Origin of the sequence: Castellaniella sp. GW247-6E4 (assembly GCF_040276065.1) — a bacterium.
GTDB lineage: Bacteria > Pseudomonadota > Gammaproteobacteria > Burkholderiales > Burkholderiaceae_B > Castellaniella.
On record NZ_JBELOI010000014.1, the window covers coordinates 63,639 to 87,051 of the forward strand.

General features: G+C 65.8%; 22 protein-coding genes. 7 read left to right on the forward strand and 15 right to left on the reverse strand.

The window, feature by feature from the left end:
- Position 1: 1 nt before the first annotated feature.
- From ABS761_RS15440 to ABS761_RS15465, 6 genes are all read right to left on the reverse strand, one after another.
- Complete coding sequence (locus ABS761_RS15440; protein ID WP_350409241.1) at positions 2 to 691, reverse strand: ABC transporter ATP-binding protein; 690 nt, start codon at positions 689 to 691, stop codon at positions 2 to 4.
- On the reverse strand, positions 678 to 1,457 hold the full coding sequence (locus ABS761_RS15445; RefSeq protein WP_350409242.1) for an ABC transporter ATP-binding protein: 780 nt from the start codon (positions 1,455 to 1,457) through the stop codon (positions 678 to 680). Before ABS761_RS15445 ends, ABS761_RS15440 begins: the two co-directional genes overlap by 14 nt.
- Positions 1,454 to 2,440 carry a branched-chain amino acid ABC transporter permease gene (locus ABS761_RS15450; RefSeq protein WP_350409243.1) on the reverse strand — a complete coding sequence of 329 codons (987 nt, stop codon included), beginning with the start codon at positions 2,438 to 2,440 and terminating at the stop codon, positions 1,454 to 1,456. The genes ABS761_RS15445 and ABS761_RS15450 overlap by 4 nt, the downstream gene beginning before the upstream one ends.
- Positions 2,437 to 3,318 (reverse strand): branched-chain amino acid ABC transporter permease, encoded by an 882-nt coding sequence (locus ABS761_RS15455; RefSeq protein ID WP_350409244.1) that lies wholly within the window; start codon positions 3,316 to 3,318, stop codon positions 2,437 to 2,439. Before ABS761_RS15455 ends, ABS761_RS15450 begins: the two co-directional genes overlap by 4 nt.
- A 48-nt stretch (positions 3,319 to 3,366) precedes the next feature.
- Entirely contained in the window at positions 3,367 to 4,653 is a 1,287-nt protein-coding gene (locus tag ABS761_RS15460; RefSeq protein WP_350409245.1) for an ABC transporter substrate-binding protein, read from the reverse strand.
- A 565-nt stretch (positions 4,654 to 5,218) separates the two neighbouring features.
- Positions 5,219 to 6,031, reverse strand: a complete 813-nt coding sequence (locus tag ABS761_RS15465; protein WP_350409246.1) for a sugar phosphate isomerase/epimerase family protein — start codon at positions 6,029 to 6,031, stop codon at positions 5,219 to 5,221.
- Between the two features lie 222 nt (positions 6,032 to 6,253).
- Between ABS761_RS15465 and ABS761_RS15470 the strand changes: the two genes are divergently transcribed.
- Positions 6,254 to 6,475 carry a hypothetical protein gene (locus tag ABS761_RS15470; protein WP_350409247.1) on the forward strand — a complete coding sequence of 74 codons (222 nt, stop codon included), beginning with the start codon at positions 6,254 to 6,256 and terminating at the stop codon, positions 6,473 to 6,475.
- Between the two features lie 170 nt (positions 6,476 to 6,645).
- On the opposite strand, the gene ABS761_RS15475 is transcribed toward ABS761_RS15470, so the two are convergent.
- Entirely contained in the window at positions 6,646 to 8,019 is a 1,374-nt protein-coding gene (locus tag ABS761_RS15475) for an aminotransferase-like domain-containing protein (protein ID WP_350409248.1), read from the reverse strand.
- 213 nt (positions 8,020 to 8,232) lie between these two features.
- On the opposite strand from ABS761_RS15475, the gene dctP reads away from it, so the two are divergent.
- The 4 genes from dctP (at position 8,233) to ABS761_RS15495 (ending at position 12,479) form a co-directional block, all read left to right on the forward strand.
- A complete protein-coding gene (dctP, locus tag ABS761_RS15480) occupies positions 8,233 to 9,276 on the forward strand; it encodes a TRAP transporter substrate-binding protein DctP (protein WP_350409249.1) in 1,044 nt (347 codons plus the stop codon).
- Between the two features lie 79 nt (positions 9,277 to 9,355).
- Positions 9,356 to 9,865, forward strand: a complete 510-nt coding sequence (locus ABS761_RS15485; RefSeq protein ID WP_350409250.1) for a TRAP transporter small permease subunit — start codon at positions 9,356 to 9,358, stop codon at positions 9,863 to 9,865.
- Positions 9,862 to 11,169 carry a TRAP transporter large permease gene (locus tag ABS761_RS15490; protein ID WP_350409251.1) on the forward strand — a complete coding sequence of 436 codons (1,308 nt, stop codon included), beginning with the start codon at positions 9,862 to 9,864 and terminating at the stop codon, positions 11,167 to 11,169. Before ABS761_RS15485 ends, ABS761_RS15490 begins: the two co-directional genes overlap by 4 nt.
- A 29-nt stretch (positions 11,170 to 11,198) precedes the next feature.
- The gene (locus ABS761_RS15495; protein WP_350409252.1) at positions 11,199 to 12,479 is read left to right on the forward strand and encodes a hydroxymethylglutaryl-CoA reductase, degradative; all 1,281 of its coding nucleotides are present in this window, start codon (positions 11,199 to 11,201) and stop codon (positions 12,477 to 12,479) included.
- Between the two features lie 36 nt (positions 12,480 to 12,515).
- Here the strand turns inward: ABS761_RS15495 and ABS761_RS15500 are convergent, their stop codons facing one another.
- From ABS761_RS15500 to ABS761_RS15535, 8 genes are all read right to left on the reverse strand, one after another.
- On the reverse strand, positions 12,516 to 13,157 hold the full coding sequence (locus tag ABS761_RS15500) for a carbonic anhydrase (protein WP_350409253.1): 642 nt from the start codon (positions 13,155 to 13,157) through the stop codon (positions 12,516 to 12,518).
- Between the two features lie 67 nt (positions 13,158 to 13,224).
- A complete protein-coding gene (locus tag ABS761_RS15505; RefSeq protein WP_350409255.1) occupies positions 13,225 to 14,385 on the reverse strand; it encodes a PQQ-dependent sugar dehydrogenase in 1,161 nt (386 codons plus the stop codon).
- A gap of 21 nt (positions 14,386 to 14,406) precedes the next feature.
- Positions 14,407 to 14,889 (reverse strand): YajQ family cyclic di-GMP-binding protein, encoded by a 483-nt coding sequence (locus ABS761_RS15510; RefSeq protein ID WP_350409256.1) that lies wholly within the window; start codon positions 14,887 to 14,889, stop codon positions 14,407 to 14,409.
- A 56-nt stretch (positions 14,890 to 14,945) separates the two neighbouring features.
- The gene (locus ABS761_RS15515; protein WP_350409257.1) at positions 14,946 to 16,205 is read right to left on the reverse strand and encodes an NnrS family protein; all 1,260 of its coding nucleotides are present in this window, start codon (positions 16,203 to 16,205) and stop codon (positions 14,946 to 14,948) included.
- Positions 16,202 to 16,987: an ABC transporter ATP-binding protein gene (locus ABS761_RS15520; protein ID WP_350409258.1), complete on the reverse strand. Its 786-nt coding sequence runs from the start codon at positions 16,985 to 16,987 to the stop codon at positions 16,202 to 16,204. The genes ABS761_RS15515 and ABS761_RS15520 overlap by 4 nt, the downstream gene beginning before the upstream one ends.
- Entirely contained in the window at positions 16,984 to 17,799 is an 816-nt protein-coding gene (locus tag ABS761_RS15525; RefSeq protein WP_502881452.1) for an ABC transporter permease, read from the reverse strand. The genes ABS761_RS15520 and ABS761_RS15525 overlap by 4 nt, the downstream gene beginning before the upstream one ends.
- Positions 17,796 to 18,830 carry an ABC transporter substrate-binding protein gene (locus ABS761_RS15530; protein ID WP_350409259.1) on the reverse strand — a complete coding sequence of 345 codons (1,035 nt, stop codon included), beginning with the start codon at positions 18,828 to 18,830 and terminating at the stop codon, positions 17,796 to 17,798. Before ABS761_RS15530 ends, ABS761_RS15525 begins: the two co-directional genes overlap by 4 nt.
- 112 nt (positions 18,831 to 18,942) lie before the next feature.
- Positions 18,943 to 20,013 (reverse strand): metal-dependent hydrolase, encoded by a 1,071-nt coding sequence (locus tag ABS761_RS15535; protein WP_350409260.1) that lies wholly within the window; start codon positions 20,011 to 20,013, stop codon positions 18,943 to 18,945.
- Positions 20,014 to 20,145: 132 nt separating this feature from the next.
- On the opposite strand from ABS761_RS15535, the gene ABS761_RS15540 reads away from it, so the two are divergent.
- Positions 20,146 to 21,306, forward strand: a complete 1,161-nt coding sequence (locus ABS761_RS15540; RefSeq protein WP_350409262.1) for a mechanosensitive ion channel family protein — start codon at positions 20,146 to 20,148, stop codon at positions 21,304 to 21,306.
- 110 nt (positions 21,307 to 21,416) lie between these two features.
- Positions 21,417 to 23,321 (forward strand): molecular chaperone HtpG, encoded by a 1,905-nt coding sequence (htpG, locus tag ABS761_RS15545; RefSeq protein ID WP_350409263.1) that lies wholly within the window; start codon positions 21,417 to 21,419, stop codon positions 23,319 to 23,321.
- Positions 23,322 to 23,413 lie beyond the last annotated feature (92 nt).

Consider the following 23,413-nt stretch of genomic DNA (forward strand, 5'->3'; position numbering starts at 1 on the left):
GTCAGAGTCCGAGATATCGAAACAGGGTGGCATCGTCGATCGAGCCGACGGTGCCTTCATAGCGGGTGGTGCCGCGCTCCAGGATGTAGAAGCGCTGGCAGTGGTCGAGCGCGATGCGGACGTTCTGCTCGACCAGCAGGACGCCGACCCCTCGGTTCGCGATGCGCTGGATGATTTCACCGACTTCGTGCGCCAGTGCCGGAGACAGGGCCGCCGTCGGTTCGTCGAAAAGCATGAGTTCCGGATCACCGACGAGCGCGCGGCCGATGGCGACCATCTGGCGTTCGCCTCCGCTCAGCGATCCCGCGGGCTGCTGGAGCCTGGATTCCAGTTTCGGGAACAGCTCGAAGACAGGGGACAGGTCGATGTCTCGGCGCCCCGTCTTGACCATACCGATCTTGAGATTGTCCAGGACGCTCAGCGCACCGAAGACGTTGTTATGTTGCGGCACGTAGCCGATGCCCAGGCACGGAATCCGATGGGGTGGCATGCGCGTCAGTTCCTGGCCCTGATAGCGGATGTGGCCGGATGTGGCTGGCGTCAGTCCTAGAACCGTTTTCAAGACGGTGCTCTTGCCGACGCTATTCCTCCCCAACAGGGCCACGAAGTCTCCCTTGCCCACCTGGATCGAGAGGCCCTTGAGGACATGGCTGCGGCCGTAGTGGGTGTGGACGTTTTCAAGCGCCAGCATGTGTGCCCCCCTTGATGCCGCCTTTGACGTGCACTTGATGGCCCAGGTAGATACGCTGGACGGTTTCGTTCGACATGATGTCCCCGGGTGCGCCTTCCAGCAGGAGTTCACCGTTGTAGAGCACGGTGATAGCGTCGGCGATCTCGAGCACGACTTCGATGTCGTGTTCGATCACGATAATGGTCATGCGCTGCGCGAGGTGCTTGATGAGAGCCGCCATCGTGGCGGTTTCCTTGACGCCCAGACCCGCGGTCGGTTCGTCGAGCATCAGCAGGCGCGGATCAGTGCTCAGAGCCGTACCGATGTCGAGCATTCGCTGTTGCCCATAGGAAAGCTCGCCGGCCGGGATATGGCCACGCTCGCCAAGGCCGATGCTCTCGAGGATCGAGCGCGCGCGCGCTTCGAGCTCCTGGGTCCGGCGCCGGGGTGTGAAGGGGTTGAGCGATCCGAGCCTGGCGTTGACCCCCAGCCAGATGTTCTCGAGCGCGGTGAGTTCGGGGAAAGCGCTGGTCAACTGGAAAGTCCTGGAAATACCCATGCGCGCAATCTGTTCGGGATTCTTGCCGGCGATGCTGCGGCCCTCGAAAAGAACCTCGCCGCCCGAACAGGGCAGGGTGCCGGTGATCACATTGAACAGCGTGGTCTTGCCCGCGCCGTTGGGGCCGATGATTGCGCGCACGCTGCCTTCCGGAACACCAAAGTCCAGCGAGGAGATGGCTTTCAGGCCTGAAAAGCTGCGGGTCAGACCGCGGGTCTCCAAGATCATGTCTGTTCTCTGTTCGTCGTGACGTCGGAGGATGCGGGCGCACGGCCGGCCTCCCAGGCGTCGCGGATTTGCTGGAAGGCACCGGCCAGGCCGCCGCGCAGAAAGATGACGGACAGGATCATGATAGAACCCACCAGGATGGGGTAGATGTCGATCAGGTAGCTGCTTAGCACCTCGCGGCCCCAGATCAGCAGCGATGCGCCGAGGATGGGTCCGATCAGTGAGCCTGCGCCTCCGACCATGGCCCACATCACGGCTTCGCCGGACAAGATCCAGCTCAAGAATTCCGAGTTGACGTAGCCCGAGAACAATGCGTACATCCCTCCGGATAGTCCTGCCAGTGTTCCCGATATCGTGAACGACAGCATCTTCAGGCGCGCAACGGGATAACCTAGGTAGCGGGCGCGGTCGTCGTTTTCGCGCAGGCCGCGAAACAGCCGCCCCAGCGGCGAAGTCAACAGGAACCAGATAAAGAAAATGGCGAGAATGGCCAGGATGGAGAGGAAGTAATAGGATACTTTCGGATCGCCGAGTGCGTAGACGCTGAAGAGTTCGGGCCGCGCAAAGCTGATACCGTCTTCAGCATTGGTCAGGCTGCGCCAGCCAGTGCCGAGGTAGTACAGGATGAGCCCGACGATCAGGGTGATCAGGGCAAAGTAGTGGCCCTTGAGCCGGACGGCCACAGCTGCGACCACGATCGCCAGGATGGCTGTGCTGCCGACTGCAGCCAGCAAGGCGGTGGCGAGGCCGGCATCGAGCTTCGTGATTGTCAGCGCGACAGCATAGGCACCGACACCAAAGAACCCGGCATGACCAAAGCTCATCATACCCGTGTGCCCGTAGAGGACGCCGATGGAGAGCGCGAACATGGAGTAGATCAGCAGCTCTACTGTCAGCGCTTGGGCGAATGCTCCCGCGAAGTGAGGCAGCAGCAGGACCAGAGCCAGCCCCGCAAGGGCTGTCAGAACATGTGCGCGCGTCATGCCAGCCGCTCCCGCTCGAGAAGACCTTTGCGGCGGATGAGGACCCATGCCAGGACGGCCAGCAGCGCCAGAACCTTGGCTTGCAAGGGAGTGATCAGCAGCGCCAGGACCGCCTGAATGATCTGGTACACCATGGCGACCACGACGGTGCCGAAGAGATTTCCGAATCCCGCGGCGATGACGACGATGAACGCGTCCATGATGATGTCGATCCCCATGTCGTATCGCACCTGCAGCACAGGCGCCGCCAGGACCCCCGCGATTCCCGCGAGCGCTGAGCCCAGGCAGAACACCACGGTCACCACTTGGCGCGCGGGAATACCCATCGCCGTCGCGACAGCCCGGTTTTGCTGAACCGCCTGGATCCATGTGCCGTAGGTCGAGCGGTGAAGAAAGACCCAGAGCGCCAGGATGATCACCGCTGCAACGCCGGCCATGACGAATCGGTACAGCGGATAGGTCCGTCCCAGGATGGGGATGAGCGTGTCGATTGGCATTTCGGCGGAGCGGGGGGCGCCGCCAATGATCAGGAACAGTGCGTGTTGCAGGATGAACATCAGGCCGAATGTCGTGACCAGGCTATAGATCGGCGGGCGGGACATGATCGGCCGGATGGTAAGGTGATAGGCCACAAGACCGATCAGGGCTACGGCCAGGGGCGCCACCAGTAACGCCAGCAGGAAACCCACCTGTGGAGACTGCGTGGCCTGCACCAGCCACCACGAAATGGCGGCACCGATCGCATACAGCGTGCCGTGGGCGACGTTGATGATGTCCAGATATCCGAAAATCAGGGTCAGGCCCAGCGCCAGTAGCGCGAGTACCCAGGCCCATACGACGGCATTCAGTATTTGGAAGGCGAATGCTTCTAAGCCCATGCTCGACCACCTGCAGGAGAATTGTTCGGTTGCGGGATCTGAGGCGGGTCAGAGCGCTTCGGTGCGGTAGTCGACCTCTGGCGGATATCCGAGCTGGTCGGGTTCTATATACGTGACGACCTCGAGTCGATCGTTGCGCACAGTCTCGATGTATTGCCTGTGCACGATCTGGTGATCCTCGGGCCGGAAGCTGAAATCGCCTTGAGGGTAACCGATGCTACCCTTGCCGGTGAGCCCCTCCATGGCCTGGATGAACTTTGGATGGTCGCTGCGCGACCCCCAGCCGGATTGTTCGATCGCCTGCTTGATCTGGAAGATCGCCTGCCATGCGACGAAGCTGTACGGCAGATTGGCGACCCGGCCTGTGGATTTCTCCGTGCCTTCGCCATCGACGCCGATGGCCGACCGATAGGCCTCATCAAACGCTTTCAACGCATCGGGCACATCCACTGACCGCCGTGGATACATGGTCGTGTACCAGCTACCCTTTGCGCCAGGACCCAGGTCGGGCACGCTGGAGCCGCTGGTCACCGCGATATTGCCCACTACGGTGATGTCGTTCAGCAGTCCCATGCTGTAGGCTTGGCGCAGGAAGCGAACAGCGTCGCCGCCCGTCATTCCGACCACCAGTGTGTCGAAGCTTCGCGGGTCGATATTGTTCAGGTAGGGGGCAAAGTCCGCGGTGCCAAGCGGGATGAAGGATTCGCCGATGATCTGCCCGCCTTGCTCAGAAACGTAGGTCTTCGTCTCTTTGACGAGCGAGCGGCCCCAGGCGTAGTCCGCACCGATAAAGTAATAGCGTGGCTTTAGCTCCTTCAAGGCCACCAGCGCCATCGCCTTCATCTGCTGCCGGATGTTGTTCACCCCGCGGAAGATCCATCGATTGCCCTTGGTGGTTGTCGTTTCGAGCGCGGTGCCAGAGGCAAAATAGGGCGTCTTCAGCTCCTTGGCGACGGGGGCCGAGGCGATGTTGTGCCCGGAATGGGTCGCGCCCACCACAAAGTCCACGCCACGATCCAGGACTAGGCTGCGAAACTTGCGCAGCGCGGTCTGCGTGTTGGTTTCGGTGTCCTCGGTATGAAGTTCTATGGGGCGGCCTCCGATGCCGCCGTTGCTGTTTACCCACTTGGCGGCCGCCTTGACAGCTACATCGTTCCAGGTGCCGTCCATCGATAGGGTGCCGGTCAGGTCGTGCGTGCAACCGATGAGAATGGGCTTTGTGTTTTGGGCCATCAGGGCGGGTGGGTAAATGCCGGCGAGGGTGGCCACCCCGGCGAGGCGCGCCGTGTTTTGCAGGAGGCTCCTGCGGCTGCGGTTTTCGATGGGATTATTCATGTTTGTCTCCGTTTTGTTTTATAGGGCGGTCTGTAGCCCGATAGAATTCTGGAATGCACAGATTTGCAGGTTATTTATGTCAGTTCTAATATTTAGAACGTCGTACCACTTATATTTTTTGCATGATACTCAGCGAAATTACCGCATGTCAATAAAGAGTTGTTCCAGATGCGAACCGCTCTCGTCCACCTCGGCTGTCGAGTGGCCGGGTGCCGTGATTTGCGCTTTGTCCGGCCGTATGTAACCCTTCAGGGACGGCCTGCTGAGCGACGCATTGCCCATCATCACCTGGGCCACAGGAGAGATTTTCTTCGATAGCGGCGGTGATGACGTTGAGTTTGGTGGTTTAGCTGCGGCCGATCTCGGACTCGTCGATGTCGATAGGGGTCAAGCGGGTCCTGGAGCCGAAGGTGAACTTCGAATCCCGCACGCTATAGTCGGTTTTCGCAAGACGCGTGGTTGCTGGGAGAATCAGGCCGTTATTCCAGTACATTGCGTTGGCAGTGGGCTGTCCAGTATCCGGACTCGCCGGCCACCAGCATGCGCAGGCTTGTGTTTTCCCGGGTCATCGGATTGTCTTCATCAGGGCCTGGCACGCTTCCAGGACCTGGCGCACCCATTCCTGCGGCCCCAGCTCGGATGTGCGCCGGTCGTTTGGGATTTCGAGGCTGATGGGCAGATCCGCCGGCAGGTGACCAAACAGGCCGGCGAGATCGAACTCCCCCTCGCCCGGCAGCAGGCGGTCGCAGCGGGCGGCGTGGATCAAGCCCTCGACTGCATCGGGTCCTTGGCGTGGCCCGTCGCACATCTGCGCGTAATGCAACCACCGGCGCGGCAGCGCCTCGATCTCTTCGAGGCGGCCGTCCGAGCGCGCGAAGTGCAAGGCGTCAATCAGGATTCCGCAGCCGGGACGGTCCACCGCCTGGAGGATGCGCACGGTGCTGGCGATGTTATTGAGCACTGTCCAGGGCATGAATTCGAGGTCCGCGCTCAGTCCAAGCGGCCAGGCGGTGTCGCACAGCGTACCGTATGATTCGATCAGGCGCGCCTCGATCGGATCGTTGCCGGCCACCAGCACCGCTTTGGCTCCGAGTCTGGCACCGGTTTCGAGGAATGGCAGAAAGTCATCGATGTGAAAATGCTCGTCGATCCTGATCATCTCCAGATCGAAGATCCGCAACCCGGTATCATCCATCCGGGTGAGCGTCTCCTGGAGCAGGACCGGATCGTCCATCAGGCAGTACGCGATTCCGCCTGGGGCCGATGGCAGCATCCGGATTCCGGCGGCGTCGTAACCCAGGGTGTGCGCGAGCGAGATCATGTCCGGCGGGGGCAGGGAAAGCGCCGTCAACTGGGCCAGCGAGAAAACGGGTTTCATGAGGGATCCTCCATTGGTGTCCAGTCGAGTAGGATGGGCGCAAAGACGCTTGCCGAGGCGGTGCACCGCCAGTGTAGCCTCCAGGGTCGCAGGGCGTCCCCGCCCACGGACCGGCAAGCCTTCCGAAGCCGACGGTGCTACACTCTGGCCGTCCGGCAAGGACGACGACGCGGGTGGAATCCGTGCTGCCCGCGCCTTCCACCAGAACTAGAGGGGGCCTCCATGCACTACATCTATCAGATTCTCGCTGCCATTCTCATCGGCACCTCGATCGGCGCCCTCATGAGCAAGCGCGGCACCACCCTGTTGGTCGGGGCGCTTGTCGGCATCATTCTGGGCATTGTGGCCATGTTCTCCCCATCGTGGCCGCCGCTGGCCATCGGGGCCGCGGTGTTCCTCGCCGCGCAGTTCATGCAGCGCGACGTCAAGGCCAACGCCCGTTGAGCCTTGGCCGCGCCTTGCGCGGCATGCTTCACCACGCATTCTCCGGCCCGGGGTGGCGCTTGCCCGGCCGCCGAGGCCCGTAAAACTTGCGGGCCTTTTTCATGGATACCCATGCTCGGCGCGCTCCAGCCACAAGCGCCGATGCGGTCCTGGATGCCGCGCTCTTGTGGTTACGCCTTCCCCGCCGACCGCTCGCGCATGAAATCAATGAACTTCGGATGCGTGGCGTAGGCGATGTTCAGGCGCATGGCGGGACGATCGTTGACCCGCTCGGGGATGAACAGGCGGCCCGGGGCGATAAAGATATTCCTCGCCGATGCCTCCTCGACCAGCCTGGATTCGTCGTCGCCCGGCCTGAGGTAGACCCAGAGGTAGAAGCAGCCCGAGGGTTCGCAGAAGACCTCGAGGCCCAGGCCGCGTACCGCCTGGAGCGCCTGGGCGGTGGTCTGCGACACCCGGGTGCGCAGCCTGCGCAGGTGTTTCAGGTACTGGCCCGAGGCGATGAAGCCAAACAGCATCCGCTCGGCGAGGTCCCCCGAGCTGACGACGGTCAGCATCTTGAGGTCGCACAGCGCGCTGGCCCGCGCCGGGTTGGCCGCCAGGTAGCCGACCCGCAGCCCCGCGGACAGCGTCTTGGAGAATGTCCCGACATAGATGACCCGCTCGAGCTGGTCCAGGGCCGCCAGTCGCGGCGCGTTGGCGGGGAGGATGTCGGCCAGCGGATCGTCCTCGACAATGTCAAAGCCGTGCCGCGCCGCGGCTTGCAGCACTCGGTGGCCGATCGGTAGGCTCAGCGAGCTGCCCGTCGGGTTGTGGGCAAGCGACTGGGTGAAGAACAGTTTCGGCTTGTACCGGGCGGCCTTGGTGTTCAGTTCATCGATGTCCGGCCCGTTGACCAGCCGGCGCACGCCGACGATGCGGATGCCGCCTAGATGCAGCTTGGCGAATAGGGGGTAATAGCCTGGGCTGTCGACCAGCACGGTATCGCCGGGCTCGAGCAGTTGGCGGGCGATCAGGTCCAGGGCGTGATTTGCGCCCATGGTCGTCAGGATCTGTCCCGGCGTGGCCTCGATGCCGCGCTCGATCAGGCTCTGGGCCAGGTATTCCCGCAGCTTGTCGAATCCCCATGGATTGCCGTAGTCGTGTGCCTCATTGTCCTCGGGGTGCCGGCCCGGATCGGCGAGGGGCTTGAAATCGGGACGGCCGACCCAGGCACGCGGCGGGCGGCCCTCGCCGACTCGGACTTCGTAGCGCCGCACGAGCTGCTCGCGCAGCAGCGACACGGCGTCCACCGCCTGCGCCACCGAGATGGCCTTGGGCAACGGCTCGCGCTTGGCCTGCGTGGGCACGTAGTACCCCGAGCCCATGCGGGCCTCGAGCTGGCCCATGGCCACCATCCGATCATAGGCCTCGGCCACGGTGTTCTTGGACATGCCCAGTTCCGCCGCAGCAGTGCGGATGGACCAGATCCTGGCGCCTGGGGGCCAGGTGCCCGCCGCGATGCCGGCGTGAACGTGCTGGATGACGGCGTCGATGCGGGTCATGGGGCCTCCTGTTTCAACCGTCATGGGTCAAAGAAAGGGACGATTTAGTGATTTTTATGAAATTGTACCTTTTATCGTACCCATTACCCGCTTATGATCCTTGGGGTCCCGCCTATGGTTCACTGGCGGGACCGAGAACGATAAACGAGGGCGGGCGTGCGGCGCCTGCCATCCGGATCCAACAACGGGATCCGGAGATCACTGGAGATGACAATGGGTACAGTCAATCGGCGTTCCGCGCTCAAGGTCCTGGGCGGCGGCGCCCTGGTCGGCGCGGGATTGGGGCTCGGCGGCGCGGCCCGCGCACAGGACAAGGTCAAGTGGCGGATGCAGGCCCTCTGGGATGGCGGCACTACACCGCAGAAATTCGAGGAAGTCTTCGTCAAGCGCGTGGCCGAGTTGACCGGCGGGCAGTTCGAGATTGAATTGTTCGCAGCAGGCCAACTGGTGCCGGCCAACCAGGCTTTCGATGCCGTGCGCGGCGGCGCCTTCCAGATGATGAAGACCTTCGATGGCTACGAGGCCGGCAAGATTCCGGGCTTTGCCTTCACCAGCACGATTCCCTTCGGCTTCACCGAATCCGACCAGTACGAGGCCTGGTTCTACGAGCTGGGCGGCCTGGACCTGGCTCGCAAGGCCTACGCGCCCGCCGGCCTGTACTACATCGCGCCCACGGTGTATGGCCCCGAGCCCATCCATTCCAAGGTGCCCATCAAGACCATCGCCGACTTCAACGGCAAGAAGGGCCGCTTCGTCGGCCTGGCCTCGGCGGTGATGGCCGCCATGGGCGTCGCGGTCACTCCGCTGGCGACGGCCGAGGTCTATACGGCGCTGGACAAGGGCGTGATCGACCTGGCCGACCGCGGCGACCTGACCGCCAACCAGGAGGCCGGCCTGGGCGAGGTGGCCAAGCACATCGTCATGCCCGGCCCGCACCAGCCGACGACCGCCACCAGCTATGTGGCCAACCAGGCCGCGTACTCGGCTCTGCCCGAGACGCACAAGGCGGCGCTGGCCGCAGCAGCGCGCGAGGTGTCCATGGCCTTGCGCCAGCACATCCTCGTGGCCGACGGCAAGGCGATCGACGCTTTCAAGGCGCAGGGGGTCGAAGTCGTCGCCCTGGATTCGGCTGACGTGGCACAGGGCCGCAAAAAGGCGGTTGAAGTCTGGCGTCAGGCGACCAAGGGCGAGGCGCTGGCCACCCAGATTCTGGACAGCCAGATCGCCTTCATGGAAAAGCTCGGCCTGATCGCCTGACGCAGTCTCGCTGCCTCCATGACCCAGGCGCGGCCCTCCCGGGGCCGCGTCTTCGATCCCTGTCGTCGGGAATTCCACCATGCTGAACCTCGTTCGCGCATACATACGGACCGTCACGGCCGTCAATAAGTTTCTCTTCATCATCGCGGCCGCACTGATGGCAATCGTCGTGCCCGTCATGATGTTTGAGGTTGTCAGCCGCTATGTCTTTCATGCGCCCACGGTCTGGGGCATGGAGCTGGCCGTGCTGTTGTTCGGGCCCTATTTCCTGCTCGGCGGCCCTTACGTCCTGCACCTGGGCGGCCACGTCAACATGGATCTGTTTCGCAGCCGCATGTCCCCGCGCACCGGCCGCGCCGTGGACATCTTCAACCAGCTGATCATCCTGTTCTTCTGCGCCGTGCTGTTGTATTACGCCGTGCCGCTCGCCATGCAGGCCATGGCCTATCGGGAAACCACCTTCTCGGCGTGGAACCCGCCGCTGTGGCCCTACAAGCTCGCCGTGCCCGCCTCCTTGCTGCTGCTGGGGCTGCAGAGCCTGGCCGAATTGGCCTTGCTGTGCCTGGATGGCCAAAAGGAGCCCGCATGAGCCCGAACATGATCCTGCTGCTGATGTTCGGCGGCCTGACCGCCCTGATGGTGACGGGCCTGCCGATCGCCTTCGTCCTGGGCGGCCTGTCGTTGCTGCTCACCATCACTTTGTGGAATCCGGATTCGATCGTGATCCTGGTGCTGCAGATCTACGACACCATGCGCTCCGAGGCGTTGCTGGGCGTGCCGCTGTATATCCTGATGGCCGGCATCCTGCAGCGCTCGGGCGTGATCGAGGATCTGTACAAGGCGATGGAACTCTGGTTCGGCCGCCTGCGCGGCGGGCTGGCCATCGGCACGGTCGTCATCTGCGTGGTGATGGCGGCGATGACGGGGGTCGTGGGCGCGGCGGTGACCGCCATGGGCGTGCTGGCCATGCCCGAGATGCTGCGCCGCAAATATGACCCCTCGCTGGTCACCGGCACGATCTGTGCGGCCGGCACGCTGGGCATCCTGATTCCGCCCTCGGTCCTGACCATCATCTATGCGGTGACGGCCCAGGTATCGATCGGCAAGATGTTGATTGCCGGCATCGTGCCGGGCATTCTCCTGGCAACAATCTACATTGTATATATTTTGTATGTGGCCTATTTCCAGCCCGGCAAGGTGCCGCCGGGCTCGGGCGAGCCCGTGCCCATGAGCCTGAAACTGCTCAGCCTGCGCGCCGTCGTGATCCCCGCCCTCTTGATCATCCTGATCCTGGGCTCGATCTTCTTCGGCATCGCCACGCCCACCGAGGCGGCGGCCGTGGGCGTGGTGGGTGCGATCGGCGCCAGCGCCGTGCGCGGCAAGCTGCGCTGGCGCGGGCTGACCGAAGCAGGCTTCGAGACGCTGAAGGTGACCTCGATGATCCTCTGGATCACGATCGGGGCCAAGGCCTACGTGGCGATCTTCACCGGCCTGGGTGGCGCCGATACCCTGATGAACTTCATCCGCGGCCTGGACGTGAACGCCTACATCATCCTGGCGGCGATGATGCTGATCCTGATCTTCCTGGGCACGGCGCTGGACGAGATCGGCATCATCCTGCTGACCGTCCCGGTGTTCCTGCCCATCGTCAAGGCCCTGGGCTTCGACGAGATCTGGTTCGGCGTGCTCTATGCCATCACCATCCAGGTTGGCTACATCAGCCCGCCGTTCGGCTACACGCTGTTCTACATGAAGGGCACGCTGCCGCCTGGCATGGGCATGGGCGTGGTGTACCGGGGCATCCTGCCCTACATGGGCCTGCAGATCATCGCCCTGCTGATCTGCGCCGCCTTCCCGGCCATGGTGACCTGGCTGCCCAGGCTGATGAGCTGATCCTTCCGTTTGCTATAGAGGTGCATGTCGTGAGTACGAAAACATCGCGGATTTCCGGATTTCACAAACTGAGCGTCCCCGAGCGCGTGGACAAGGTCATGGCGTTCGCCGGCCTGGAGGACGATGGGCTGCGGGCGCAGTTCCTGGACACCGGCAATCTGCCGGTCGACCTGGCCGACCGCCTGATCGAGAATGCCGTGGGCACCATGAACATCCCGGTCGGCGTGGCCACCAACCTGCTGATCGATGGCAAGGACTACCTGGTGCCGATGGCGACCGAGGAATCCTCGGTGGTGGCCGCGGTGTGCAATGCGGCGCGCCAATGCTATGAATCGGGTGGATTCACGACCTCGATGTCGGGCACTTGCATGATCGCCCAGGTCCAACTGGTCGATGTCCCCGATCCGGCCCACGCGCGCCTGGCGATACTCGAGCGCATCGAGGATATCCGCAGCCTGTGCGACGCCTGCGATCCCGTGCTGGTCAAGCTGGGCGGCGGGTTCCGCGACCTGGAGGTGCGGATCGTCGACTCGGCGCACGGTCCCATGGTGATTACGCACCTGATCGTGGATACGCGCGACGCGATGGGCGCCAACGCGGTCAACACCATGGCCGAAAAACTCGCGTCGCACCTCGAGGGCTGGGCTGGCGGGCGCGTGTACCTGCGCATTCTGTCCAATCTTGCGGATCGCCGCCTGGCGCGTGCGCGCTGCGTGTGGAAACTGGACGCCATCGGTGGCCCCGAGGTGCGCGACGGCATTGTGCGCGCCTACGAATTCGCGCTGATGGATCCCTACCGCGCCGCCACGCACAACAAGGGGATCATGAATGGCGTGACCGCGGTGGTGATGGCCACTGGCAACGACACGCGGGCGGTCGAGGCCGGGGCACACGCCTATGCCGCTCGCAAGGGCTGGTACAGCAGCTTGTCGCAGTGGGAGGTCACTGCCGCCGGCGATCTGGCCGGGTCGCTCGAGATGCCCATGGCGGTCGGTTTGATCGGCGGTGCCACCAAGCTGCATCCCATGGCCCGGGCGTCATTGCGGGTCATGGACATCCAGTCGGCGCAGCAGCTCGCGCGTGTGATTGCCGCCGTGGGTCTGGCGCAGAATTTCTCGGCCCTGAAGGCGCTGGCCACCGAGGGGGTGCAAAAGGGACACATGTCTCTGCATTCGCAAAACATCGCATTGATGGCTGGCGCCGTCGGCGACGAGATCAGCATCGTGGCCCGACGTCTGGTGGAGTTGGGCACGGTGCGTATCGACGTGGCCGAGGACACTTTGCGTGCGCTGCGCGCGCGGGAAGACTAGCGCGGCTCGAATGAAACAGACGGCGCCCCCAGCCCCTCAGGCTGGTTCCTGATAGGGCTCGAAGCGGCCGGTGCGCGGGTCGCGCATGAATAGCACGCCGGTCGCCACGCCGAAATAAGCGCCGTGGATGGTCAGCGTCCCGGCTTCGACGCGTTCCCGCACGGCGGGGAAGGTCATGAGGTTGTTCATGCTGTATTCGACCACGCCCCACTCGAGCTGCCGGATCCACTCGCCGCGATCCGCGCCCTGGGGGCCGACGCGCTCGAGCACGGGGGCGATCTGCGACATCCACTTGCCGATGAAGTCGCGCTTGGACAGCGGCGCGGCCTGATTGGCGAAGGCGGCGACGCCGCCGCAACTGGCATGTCCGAGGACGACGATGTGTTTGACCTCGAGGGCATTGACACCGAATTCGATCGCGGCGCTGGTTCCGTGAAAAGATCTCTCGACGTCGGATTCGCACGGCGGTACCACAGCGGCGATGTTGCGGACCACGAACATCTCACCGGGCCCCGCATCAAAGATCGTTTCCGGCGCGACTCGCGAGTCGCCGCAGCCGATGACCATGATTTCGGGGTGCTGGCCTTGTTCGGCCAGGTCGTGGTAGCGGGCACGCTCGGTTTGCAGGCGATGGTGCAGGAATGTGGTATAGCCATCGATCAGTCGTTGTGGAAACACGAGTACCCCTTTGAAGTTGTCAGGTAAGGGATTTTACTCCTGCCGGCGCTCGCGGCCGGATGGTGCCCTAGGGCTTTTCCTTTGGGGTCAGCCGTAGCAAGCCGCCGTCGCGGCCATCCTCGATCACCCAAACCGCGCCGTCCGGCGCCACCGCCACGTCGCGGATGCGTTCGCCCAGAGACCAGCGGTCGACCTGCCGGGCGCCGCCTTGGCCGTCCATGGCGATGCGCACGAGGCCCTTGGCCACCAGGCCGCCGATCAAGGCCGAGCCGCGCCATTCGGGGAACAGGTCGCCCTCGTAGAACACCAGCCCCGCTGGTGCGATCACCGGGGTCCAGTAGAGGACGGCACCGTGGAATTCCGGGCGGGTGTCGTGGTCGGGGATGGGCAGGCCGCTGTAGTGCCTGCCATAGGACACCAGAGGCCAGCCGTAGTTCTGGCCCGGCTCGATGAGGTTCAGTTCGTCACCGCCGCGCGGACCCATTTCGTGTTCCCAGAGCCTGCCGTCGGGGGCGAAGGCCAGGCCGTAGGGGTTGCGGTGGCCGGTCGACCAGGTCAGGGCGCGGATGCCGCCGGCGCCCGCCATGGGGTTGTCGGGCGGGACCGAGCCGTCGATGCGCATGCGCAGGATCTTGCCCCGGGCTTGGTCCGGATCCTGTGCGGTGTCGGAATCCTGGCGCTCGCCGACCGTCAGGAACAGGTGCTGTCGGTCGGGGGCGAATGCGATGTGGGCGCCGGGGTGGCCTCGGCCGCCTGGAGGCTCTTGGCGCCAGAGGATTTGCAGACCGCGCAGGTGCGCGGTTGGGCCGGAACCCTCGAGGCGCGCGCGGGCCAGCGTGAGTGCCCCGCCGCCGTGCCCTGGCGCAACGAAAGAGAAGTAGACGAGCGCATCGCGCGCGAAATCCGGCGAGACTGCGATGTCGTGCAAGCCGGTCTGGCCGCGGTCGTGGACCTCGGGCACGCCTGAGACGGGGTGGACCTCGCCGCCCTGCGTGGCCATGTGCAGGCGGCCCGCTTTTTCCGTGACCAGCAGGCGGCCGTCGGGCAGGAAGGCGATGGCCCAGGGTCCGTCGAAGGCGGCGACGCGCTGGACCGCGAACGGCGTCTGAGGTCCGGTGGGCAGGTCGCCGGCGTTGGTGGCGGCGCGGGCCGGCGGCGCCAGCGTCATCGCCGCGGCCAGGCAGGCCAGTGCGGCAAGGCGTCGGCGAGGGGAGGCCGGGATGTGCATGGTATGCAAGCCGAGGGGCGATCAGTCGCGGAAATTCTGGTATTGCAGCGGCAGGTCCACGTCGGCCTTGCGCAGCAGGGCGATGGCCTGCTGCAGGTCGTCGCGTTTCTTGCCGCTGACCCGCAGCTTGTCGCCGTTGATCTGGGTCTCGACCTTGAGTTTGGCCTGCTTGATCGCAGTGATCAGTTTTTTCGCCGTCGCCTGCTCGATCCCCTGGCGGATCGTGATCTTTTGGCGGGCGCCGCCGAGGTTTTCGAGAGGATCGGCGAGCTCCATGCAACGCACGTCGATGCCGCGTGCCGATAGCCGCCCGCGCAGGATGTCGAGCATCTGCTTGAGCTGGAATGCGCTGGGAGCCGATTGCGTCACCAGGAATTCGTCGAGCTCGAACCGGGCGTCCGTGCCCTTGAAGTCGAAGCGGGTGGCCAGCTCGCGGTTGGCTTGGTCGACTGCGTTGCTCAGCTCGTGTTTGTCGACCTCGGAGACCACGTCGAAACTGGGCATGCTTGCCTCCTGCAAAAGAAAAGGAGTGGATGCTCTATTTTGCCTGATCGGGCGCCTCAGGGCACGTCGCATCGTGGGCCTGGGGTGGCGTCTTGCAGCGGTTCTGCGCAGCCTGCCTGCCCGTCGCCCCGGGGCCCGGCCAGGATGGGGCCGGCATGCCACAGGTACAAGGCGAAGGCCGCCGACCACGCCAGGCCCGAGAGGCCGAGCAGGGGCACGACCCCGGCACCCGCCGCGCCGGTGCCGGCCGCTGCGCGCAGGGCGGCGGCCAGGACCAGGGCGATTGCGGCGATTGGCGCCCAGGGGCGGCGGTCCAGCCACAGGCCGGCATGGATGCGGCCAGCGATGCACATGATCGCCAGGATGGTCAGGGACATGGCGCCGGCCATCAGCAGATGCCGTCCGGCCGACGCGGTGATGGGCAGGCCCAGCCAGGCCAAGCCCATGGCGCCGTAACCCAGGCCGATCAGCCAGTAGCCGCCGTAGAGCATCAGCGTCCAGCGGCGAAACAGGGCGCGGCCCACGTGCCAGTCGTTGAGCAGGTTGAACAGGGCGGCAGCGGCCGCCAAGGCCACCCAGGCCGTGACGGGGCCGGGGCCGGACAGGAATTCCACGGCGCTCGCCGCGGCGATGCAGAACACCGCGAGCTTGCGGCGCGGCGGCCGGGCAAGGTAGCCCACTTCGCCCTGTGGCGGCTCACTGGGGCGGCCGGCCTCGATGTGGCCGTTGACCACGTTCATCGATACGCGGCTGCCGGCCATGACGATGAGGATCATGAAGACCCCGACCGCGGCCCGCAGCCATGCCATCGCGTCGCCGCCCAGGGCGATCGAGACGTGAAAGCCCGCCTGCAACAGGATCAGCGTGGCCAGGGCGTAGGCGAAGCCGAGATGGCGACGCTGAGGGTCGCGCCATAGCGCGGGGGCGAGTTGCGCCAGAAGGCTGGTTGAAAATGCAAGATCGCAGGCGGCGGCGGGCCACAAGCCGAGGGAATCCGGCCATCCGGCGGAGGCCGCGTAGGCCAGGCGTGCGCCCAGCCAGAGCAGTGTCAGCCCGCGCAGCGCGCCCGGCCCGATCGGCGGGCTGCGCGTGAACTCGGGCACGGCGGTCAGCAGAAAGCCCGCGACCGCGGCCATCCCGAGGCCGTAGATCAGCTCGTGCGCGTGCCAGGCGATGATCCCGCCGGGGGGCTGCCATCCCGGCATGGCGCCCAGGAGCATCAGCAGCCATGCGGGCATCAGCAGGATGCCGCCGGCGGCGACCAGCAGGAAGAAGGGCCGGAAGCCGCACAGGAAGACCGGATGGCTCGCCCTCATATCGCACATCCCGCCGCCGGCGCGTCGACGGCGGAATCGCCGCCGGGCGCCGGATCCAGGCCGAAGCCCAGTCGCACCTCGCGGGCCTGCATCAGCCTGCCGGTGGTCTGGTACACCCAGGCGTCGTCGCGCAGGGCATGCACCTGGTCCAGGGGCAGCTCGTGGACCACGCGTCCCGGGTCCGCTGCCATCATGACGATGCGGTCGGCGAGGCGCACGGCCTCCATCAGGTCGTGGGTGATCATCAGTACGGTCGTGCCGCGCCTGGCGATCTCGCCGCGCAGGTGGCGGTAGAGGCTGAGCTTCAGGCCCACGTCCAGCGCCGAGAAAGGTTCATCGAGCAGGAGCAGGTCGGGCTCGATCGCCAGGGCGCGTCCCAGGGCCACGCGGCTTTGCATGCCGCCCGAGAGTTCTTGCGGGAACTTGCGCAGGTCGTCGGCGCCCAGTCCCAGCGTGCGGGCGAGCGCCGCCGCCCGGGCGCGCCGCGCCGAGGCCGCCATGCCCCGGGCCTTGAGCCCCAGGGCGATATTGTCGATCGCGTTTTTCCAAGGCATCAGGCGCGCTTGTTGAAACATGCAGGCGACGTTGCGGTACGGGTTGTCGATCCGGCCCTCCGAGGGCGCCAGCAGGCCCGCCACGAGATGCAGCAGGGTGCTCTTGCCGCAGCCGGAGGGGCCCACCAGCGCCAGTGTCTGGCCGGCGGGCAGGCGCAAGTCGATGCCGGACAGGACCTCGGTCAGGCCGTAGCGGTGGGTCAGGCGCTCGATGTTGAGCATGCTCATGGCACCCTCCAGCGCTCGACCGTGCGTTTGAGAGGCTCGAGGCACAGGTACTCGAAGGCCAGCAGCAGGCCGAGCACCGCGAGGATCCAGCCCATGGAGGTCGGCGTGTCCAGTTGCGCGCGCGACACCGCCAGGGCCGCGCCCACGCCATCGGGCGTGGTCAGCAGCTCGGCCATGACCACGACCTTCCAGGAGGCGCCCAAGGCCGTGATCCAGGACGGAAACAGGTAGGACGCCATGTGCGGCAGGTACAGGTCGGTGAGTGTCATGCGCCAGGGCAGGCGGTAGGCCCGCGCCATGTCGCGCAGGCTGCCGTCCAGTGTGCGCGCGCCCTGCAGCGCGCCGACGAAGACCACGGGCAGGCAGGCAACGAATACCGTGAACACCGGGGTGGCGTCGCCCATGCCGAACCACAGCATGGCTAGGACCAGCCAGGCGATCGGCGGCATGCCCAGCAGCACCGTCGCCAGCGGGCGCGAGATGATGGCCGCCGTCAGCGAGCGGCCCGCGACGACGCCCAGCAGGCTGCCGATGCTCAGCGCCATGCCCAGGCCGGTCAGCGCCCGGCGGGCCGAGATCGTGAGCTCCGGACGGGCGTCGCCCTGGGTGATCATGGCGCTCAGACGCTGGACGGTCTCGAGCGGACCGGGCAGGATCAGCGAACCGTAAAGCTGGGCGCCCCATTCCCAGACCGCGCAAAACAGCAGCAGGCTGGCAACCGCGCCCCAGCCGCTCCAGAGGTAGCCCAGGGCCGCGGCCGCCGCGCGCGGCAGGCGGCCGCGCCGCGCCGGGTCGGTGACTGCCGGGCTCAAGCGTAGAAGGCTGCGTCGGGCAGCTTGCCGCCGATCAGCCCGGGCTGGTCGGCGAGCAATTGCTCGAAGAAGAACTCGAGCTCGGGCCGCGCCTCGCGCGCGCTGGTGAGGTGGCGCACCGAGGCCTGCATGGCATCGGCCACGGCCTCGGGCGTGACCATCTCGATGTGGCGGGAGACCCGCTCGCCGCATTCGCGGGGGTTGGCCTCGCACCAGGTCTGCGAGCGGGCGTAGGCCTCGCGCACGGCATCGATCAGCGCCCGATCCTCGCGCGCCGCGCCCAGGGCGGCGATGCCCGCCTGCGGAATGCGCGCCGGGCGCGAGAGCACGCGGCCCCATTCCTGCGTCAGGCTGACGCTGCGGTAGAGGTCGGGGGCCACCGCCGACAGCGGGAAGGAATGGGTCTTGCGCAGCGCCACCGAGACGGCCGGCTCGGCCAGCAGCGCGTGGTCCACCCGCCGCATCAGCAGCAACTGCATGGCGTCCATGGGGGTGGCGACGTAGCGGATCTGGAAGTCGTGTTTGGGGTCCAGGCCCTGGTGCTTGGCCAGCAGGCTGAACAGGATGTCGGGCATGTCGGCGCGAAAGGGCAGGGCGATCTCCATGCCCCGGAAGTCGGCCAGGGTGCGCATGTCGGGGCTGCGCGAGATCATCCACAGCACGCCCCACACCGACACGTTCAGCAGCGTCAGGGGGACGCCCCGGTTGTGGAGGTTGGCGCCGACGTTCGAGGGCACCGCCATGATGTCGACCGCGCCCTCGAGTGCCAGGGCTCGCAACTGGTCGGGGTTGGTCCAGAGACGGAACTCGATCTGTCGGGCCAAGGGTTCCAGCGCGCCGGATTCCATCATGTGGATCAAGGGGAAGGACACTGTGGCGGGGGGGCCGGACAGTATCAGGCGGGAGCGGCCCCCGGCCAGGGCGCGCGTGGGGGGCGCGCTCGCCAGGGCGAGCGCCGGCAACAGGCCCAGCAGCGCCCGGCGGCGCGGATGTGGCGCCTCCGGGGCAGCGGGGCGGGGCAAAGCGAACATAATTGAGGATTCCTTTCGTTCTCAATATTATTTCGCCGATTCCTCTCAGGGCCAATGACTATTGTCAATGAATGGGGTCTGGAAGGGCGCGCCGGGCGTTGCGGGTGCGGATTCAGCCTCTGGGCGCGGGCGCTGGCGCCGCCGGGCGGTTCATGTCGAGCGCCCAGTCCGCCAGGGGCAGGGGCGGGTTCTGGGTCCAGATGCGTCGCAGCACGATCGGCAGCACGTCCAGGCCGCGAGGGCTTGGCCAGCGCGTCGGCGTCACCGCCCGCCAGCGGCCCGAGGCGCCGCGCTCGGCGACGCGGAAGCGAAACGAGTACAGGCCCGGGGCCAGTCCCATGCGCAGGTCGGTCGCCACCAACTGGCCATCGATTTCGTCGTAGCGCAGCCAGCCCCCGGTGAACCAGCGCAGGCCGTCCAGCGCGGGGATGTCCGCGGCGGCGCCGGCCAGATGGTCGTTCAGGGGTTCGCGCAGGGTTTCCGCCGGCCCCTGATCCAGCAGGCCGGCAATGGCTTCGATCGCGTCGCCGGCCTGCGTGCGGGCCACGACCCGCCACAGCAGGATGCTGAAGGGCTCGGGTGTCGAGAACATGGCCTGGACCGGGATGCCTGCCTGCTCGATCTGGGCGCGGACCCGGTGCTCGACGAGGGCTTTGGTGGCCACCGAGCCGCCCAGGTAGGCGGTGCTGAGTGCCAGCGCCCAGCAGGCGAGCCGCCGGTTCGAGGGCCGGGCGCCGGTCGCCAGGCCGGCGAGCGCGGCCGCCAGCAGCGGCAGGGTGTAGAACGGATCAATGATAAAGATGGTGGACCAGGCCGTGGGCGTGGGGCGCCAGGGCCAGAACAATTGCGTGCCGTAGCTCGTGAAGGCGTCCAGCAGCGGATGGGTGGCCAGGGTGAGCCATAGCGCGGCGAACAGCCAGGGGCCTGTGTAGGCCGCGTGTGGCCGCCAGCGGCGAAACAGCCAGGCCAGCAGCGCGGCCAGGGCCGTGAGCGTGAGCAGCGCGTGCGAAAAACCGCGATGGTGGATCATGGCCGAGAGTGGATCGGCGTGCCGGATGAGGACGTCCAGGTCCGGCAGCGTGGCCAGCGCCGCGCCTGCGGCGTAGGCTTTGCGGCCGTGCGCGCGCCCCAGCATGGCGCCGCAGAGGCTGGCGCCGAGTGCGGCCTGAGTGATGGAATCCATGGTGCGTGGTCTCGATGGGCCCGGAAGGTCGGGTGACGGGGTTCTTTATAGCGCAAGCGGTCTCTTGGGCGGCGCCGCGCTTGTCGGTACACTGTTTCCTTGGGCCGGGCTTCAGTCGAATGGAGGAAGGATTTGAACGATACACCACTCATCCAGGACCTCGTGTCCGCCTACCGTGAATGGCATACCGCGATCCTGGTCTTCGGCGTCGTCTTGTGCGCGCTGCTGGCGGGGCTGATCGTCCGCGCGGTCGTCGAGCGCCTGGCGCGCCGCGTCGACGAGGTGCGCCACGTCTGGGCGCACGGACTGCTGACCAGCGCCAGCGCGCCGGCGCAGTCCCTGGTGTGGATCGTGGGCCTGGCCTCGGCCGTCCATGTCCTGCTCGAGACCCGCGAGGGCGCCGGGGATTCGGTCCTGGCGCAGGTCCTGGGGCCGGCGCGCGACGTGGCGATCATCGGCGCGGTCATGTGGTTCTTGCTGCGCGTCGCCGCGCGCGTGCAGGACAACATGGTGGCGCGGGCACGCCATAGAGGCCAGGAACTGGATCCCATGGCCACGGATGCGGTGGGCAAGCTCGCGCGCGCCTCGATCGTCATCACGGCTATTTTGATGATGATGCAGACCCTGGGTTTTTCCATTGCCGGTTTGTTGGCCTTCGGGGGCGTGGGCGGCATCGCCATCGGTTTCGCGGCGCAGAGCCTGGTGGCCAACCTGCTGGGCGGGTTGACGATTTTTGCCAGCCGCCCGTTCAAGGTCGGCGAATACATCATCATCCCCGGCACGGACCTGATGGGGGGCGTCGAGCACATCGGCTGGCGCGCCACGCGCTTGATCGGCTTCGACTGCAAACCCTTCTACGTGCCCAACGCCATGTTCAACACCCAGCCGGTCATCAACCATACGCGCATGACCAGCCGGCGCATCATGGAGGACATCCATATCCGCTACGCCGACATCGACGCGGTGCCCGGGATCGTCGCCGACGTGCGGGCAATGCTGGGGACACACCCCGGCGTCAAGCACGATTTCTTCGCCTTCAACTTCAACAGTTGCGGCACCTTTTCCCTGAAACTGTTTTTGTATGCTTTCACGGTCGACACCGACTACAACGCGTACCTGAATGTCCAGGAGGACGTGCTGCTCAAGATCGCGGCCATCATCCGCGGCCACGGCGCCGAGCTGACCGGCCCGGCCTCGACGGTGGATGTGCCTCAGTGGCGGGCCCACGCGCAGGATCCGGATCCGTCCGGGCCGATGGGACGCCTGGCGCCGCCTCCGCCGTTATCCGCCTAGGATCTTGAAATCCACCGAGGCGCCCCCATATCCTGGCCCGAACCGCCCGTGCGCCCGGCGTGCCCGGGGCGGGCACGACCACCGATGACTTTTTGAGAACGACGAGCACCATGAGCCAAACCGAGACGACGACGCCCGAGACCCTGGGCTTCCAGGCCGAAGTCAAGCAGTTGCTGCACCTGATGATCCATTCCTTGTATAGCAACAAGGAAATCTTCCTGCGCGAGCTCGTATCCAACGCATCCGATGCCTGCGACAAGCTGCGCTTCGAGGCCATCGACCGGCCCGACCTGCTAGAGGGCGACGCCGACCTGCGCATCCGCGTGGAATTCGACAAGGAGGCCCGCAGCATCACTATTTCCGATAACGGCGTAGGGCTGTCGCGCGACGAGGCCGTCGCCAACCTGGGCACCATCGCCCGTTCCGGCACGCGCGAGTTCTTTTCCCAACTGACCGGCGACAAGCAAAAGGATGCCCAGCTCATCGGCCAATTCGGCGTGGGCTTTTACTCGGCCTTCATCATCGCGGAAAAAGTATCCGTGCGCAGCCGCCGTGCCGGCGTGCCCGCCGCTGAGGGCGTGCTGTGGGAGTCCGACGGCCAGGGCGAATTTTCGGTGTCCGTGGTGGACAAGGCTGATCGCGGCACCGCGGTGACCCTGATCCTGCGCGCCGACGAGGACGAGTTCCTGTCGGGATGGAAGCTGCGCGAGATTCTGCGCCGCTATTCCGACCATATTTCCCTGCCCATCCAGATGCGCAAGGAGGAATGGGACGCCGAGAAGTCCGAGCAGGTCGTCCAGGATGAATGGGAAACCGTCAATCAGGCCAACGCCCTGTGGACCCGGGCCAAGGCCGACATCACCGACGAGCAGTACCGCGAGTTCTACAAGCATGTGGCCCATGATTTCGAGGACCCGCTTGCTTGGACCCACAACCGCGTCGAGGGTCGCAGCGAGTACACGCAGTTGCTCTACGTCCCCAAGCGCGCGCCCTTCGACCTGTGGGACCGTGACGCCCGCCGGGGCGTCAAGCTCTACGTCAAGCGCGTCTTCATCATGGACGACGCCGAGCAGCTCCTGCCGGCTTATCTGCGCTTTGTGCGCGGCGTGGTCGATTCGGCCGACCTGCCGCTGAACGTCTCGCGCGAGATCCTCCAGGAAAGCCGCGACGTGCGCGCCATCCGCGATGGCTCGGCCAAGCGCGTCCTGGGCTTGCTCGAGGACCTGGCCAAGGACAAGCCCGAGGAGTATGCCGAGTTCTGGACCCAGTTCGGCCAGGTCCTCAAGGAAGGCGCGGGCGAGGATCCGGCCAATCAAGATCGCATCGCCGGCCTACTGCGCTTTGCCTCCACCCAGTCCGACAGCCCGGTCCAGACCGTGTCCCTGGCGGACTATGTCGGCCGCATGAAGGAAGGCCAGGACAAGATTTATTACCTGAGCGCCGATTCCCACGCCGCCGCCGCGCACAGCCCGCACCTGGAGGTGTTCCGCCGCAAGGGCCTGGAGGTCCTGCTGCTGTCCGATCGCGTGGACGAGTGGATGTTGTCCTATCTGCGCGAGTTCGACGGCAAGGCCCTGGCCTCGGTCGCCAAAGGCGGGCTGGACCTGGACGCGTTGGCCGACGAGGATGAAAAAAAGCAGCAGGCCGAGGCCGCCGAGGCCTTCAAGCCGACCATCGAGCGCCTGAAGGCCGCGCTGGGCGAGCGTGTGAAGGACGTTCGCGCCACCGCCCGCCTGGTGGATTCGCCGGCCTGCGTGGTGGTCGACGAGAACGAGCTCAGCCCCCACCTGCTGCGCATGCTCAAGGCTGCCGGCCAGGACGCCCCGGAGGTCAAGCCGATCCTCGAGGTCAATCCGGGGCACGCCCTGGTCAAGCGTATCGAGGCACAGCCCGACGGGTCTTTTGGCGACTGGGCCGAATTGCTGCTGGATCAGGCCATGCTGGCCGAGGGCGCGGCCTTGAAGGATCCGGCCGCGTTCGTCAAACGGGTGAATGCGCTGCTCCTGGGGGCGTGACGGGACCGTGAGGGGCCGTTTGATCACCGGCCTCGGCGCCGACCTGGCGAAGCCTTGCGCCCAGCAGACGATGACGATCCGCCACGTCCCGG

Excerpts from the sequence above, each read along its gene's own strand:
- ABS761_RS15440 (WP_350409241.1), bottom strand. The coding sequence starts at position 691 with ATGCTGGCGCTTGAAAACGTCCACACCCACTACGGCCGCAGCCATGTC.
- ABS761_RS15445 (WP_350409242.1), bottom strand. The coding sequence starts at position 1,457 with ATGATCTTGGAGACCCGCGGTCTGACCCGCAGCTTTTCAGGCCTGAAA.
- ABS761_RS15450 (WP_350409243.1), bottom strand. The coding sequence starts at position 2,440 with ATGACGCGCGCACATGTTCTGACAGCCCTTGCGGGGCTGGCTCTGGTC.
- ABS761_RS15455 (WP_350409244.1), bottom strand. The coding sequence starts at position 3,318 with ATGGGCTTAGAAGCATTCGCCTTCCAAATACTGAATGCCGTCGTATGG.
- ABS761_RS15460 (WP_350409245.1), bottom strand. The coding sequence starts at position 4,653 with ATGAATAATCCCATCGAAAACCGCAGCCGCAGGAGCCTCCTGCAAAAC.
- ABS761_RS15465 (WP_350409246.1), bottom strand. The coding sequence starts at position 6,031 with ATGAAACCCGTTTTCTCGCTGGCCCAGTTGACGGCGCTTTCCCTGCCC.
- ABS761_RS15470 (WP_350409247.1), top strand. The coding sequence starts at position 6,254 with ATGCACTACATCTATCAGATTCTCGCTGCCATTCTCATCGGCACCTCG.
- ABS761_RS15475 (WP_350409248.1), bottom strand. The coding sequence starts at position 8,019 with ATGACCCGCATCGACGCCGTCATCCAGCACGTTCACGCCGGCATCGCG.
- dctP (WP_350409249.1), top strand. The coding sequence starts at position 8,233 with ATGGGTACAGTCAATCGGCGTTCCGCGCTCAAGGTCCTGGGCGGCGGC.
- ABS761_RS15485 (WP_350409250.1), top strand. The coding sequence starts at position 9,356 with ATGCTGAACCTCGTTCGCGCATACATACGGACCGTCACGGCCGTCAAT.
- ABS761_RS15490 (WP_350409251.1), top strand. The coding sequence starts at position 9,862 with ATGAGCCCGAACATGATCCTGCTGCTGATGTTCGGCGGCCTGACCGCC.
- ABS761_RS15505 (WP_350409255.1), bottom strand. The coding sequence starts at position 14,385 with ATGCACATCCCGGCCTCCCCTCGCCGACGCCTTGCCGCACTGGCCTGC.
- ABS761_RS15510 (WP_350409256.1), bottom strand. The coding sequence starts at position 14,889 with ATGCCCAGTTTCGACGTGGTCTCCGAGGTCGACAAACACGAGCTGAGC.
- ABS761_RS15515 (WP_350409257.1), bottom strand. The coding sequence starts at position 16,205 with ATGAGGGCGAGCCATCCGGTCTTCCTGTGCGGCTTCCGGCCCTTCTTC.
- ABS761_RS15520 (WP_350409258.1), bottom strand. The coding sequence starts at position 16,987 with ATGAGCATGCTCAACATCGAGCGCCTGACCCACCGCTACGGCCTGACC.
- ABS761_RS15530 (WP_350409259.1), bottom strand. The coding sequence starts at position 18,830 with ATGTTCGCTTTGCCCCGCCCCGCTGCCCCGGAGGCGCCACATCCGCGC.
- ABS761_RS15535 (WP_350409260.1), bottom strand. The coding sequence starts at position 20,013 with ATGGATTCCATCACTCAGGCCGCACTCGGCGCCAGCCTCTGCGGCGCC.
- htpG (WP_350409263.1), top strand. The coding sequence starts at position 21,417 with ATGAGCCAAACCGAGACGACGACGCCCGAGACCCTGGGCTTCCAGGCC.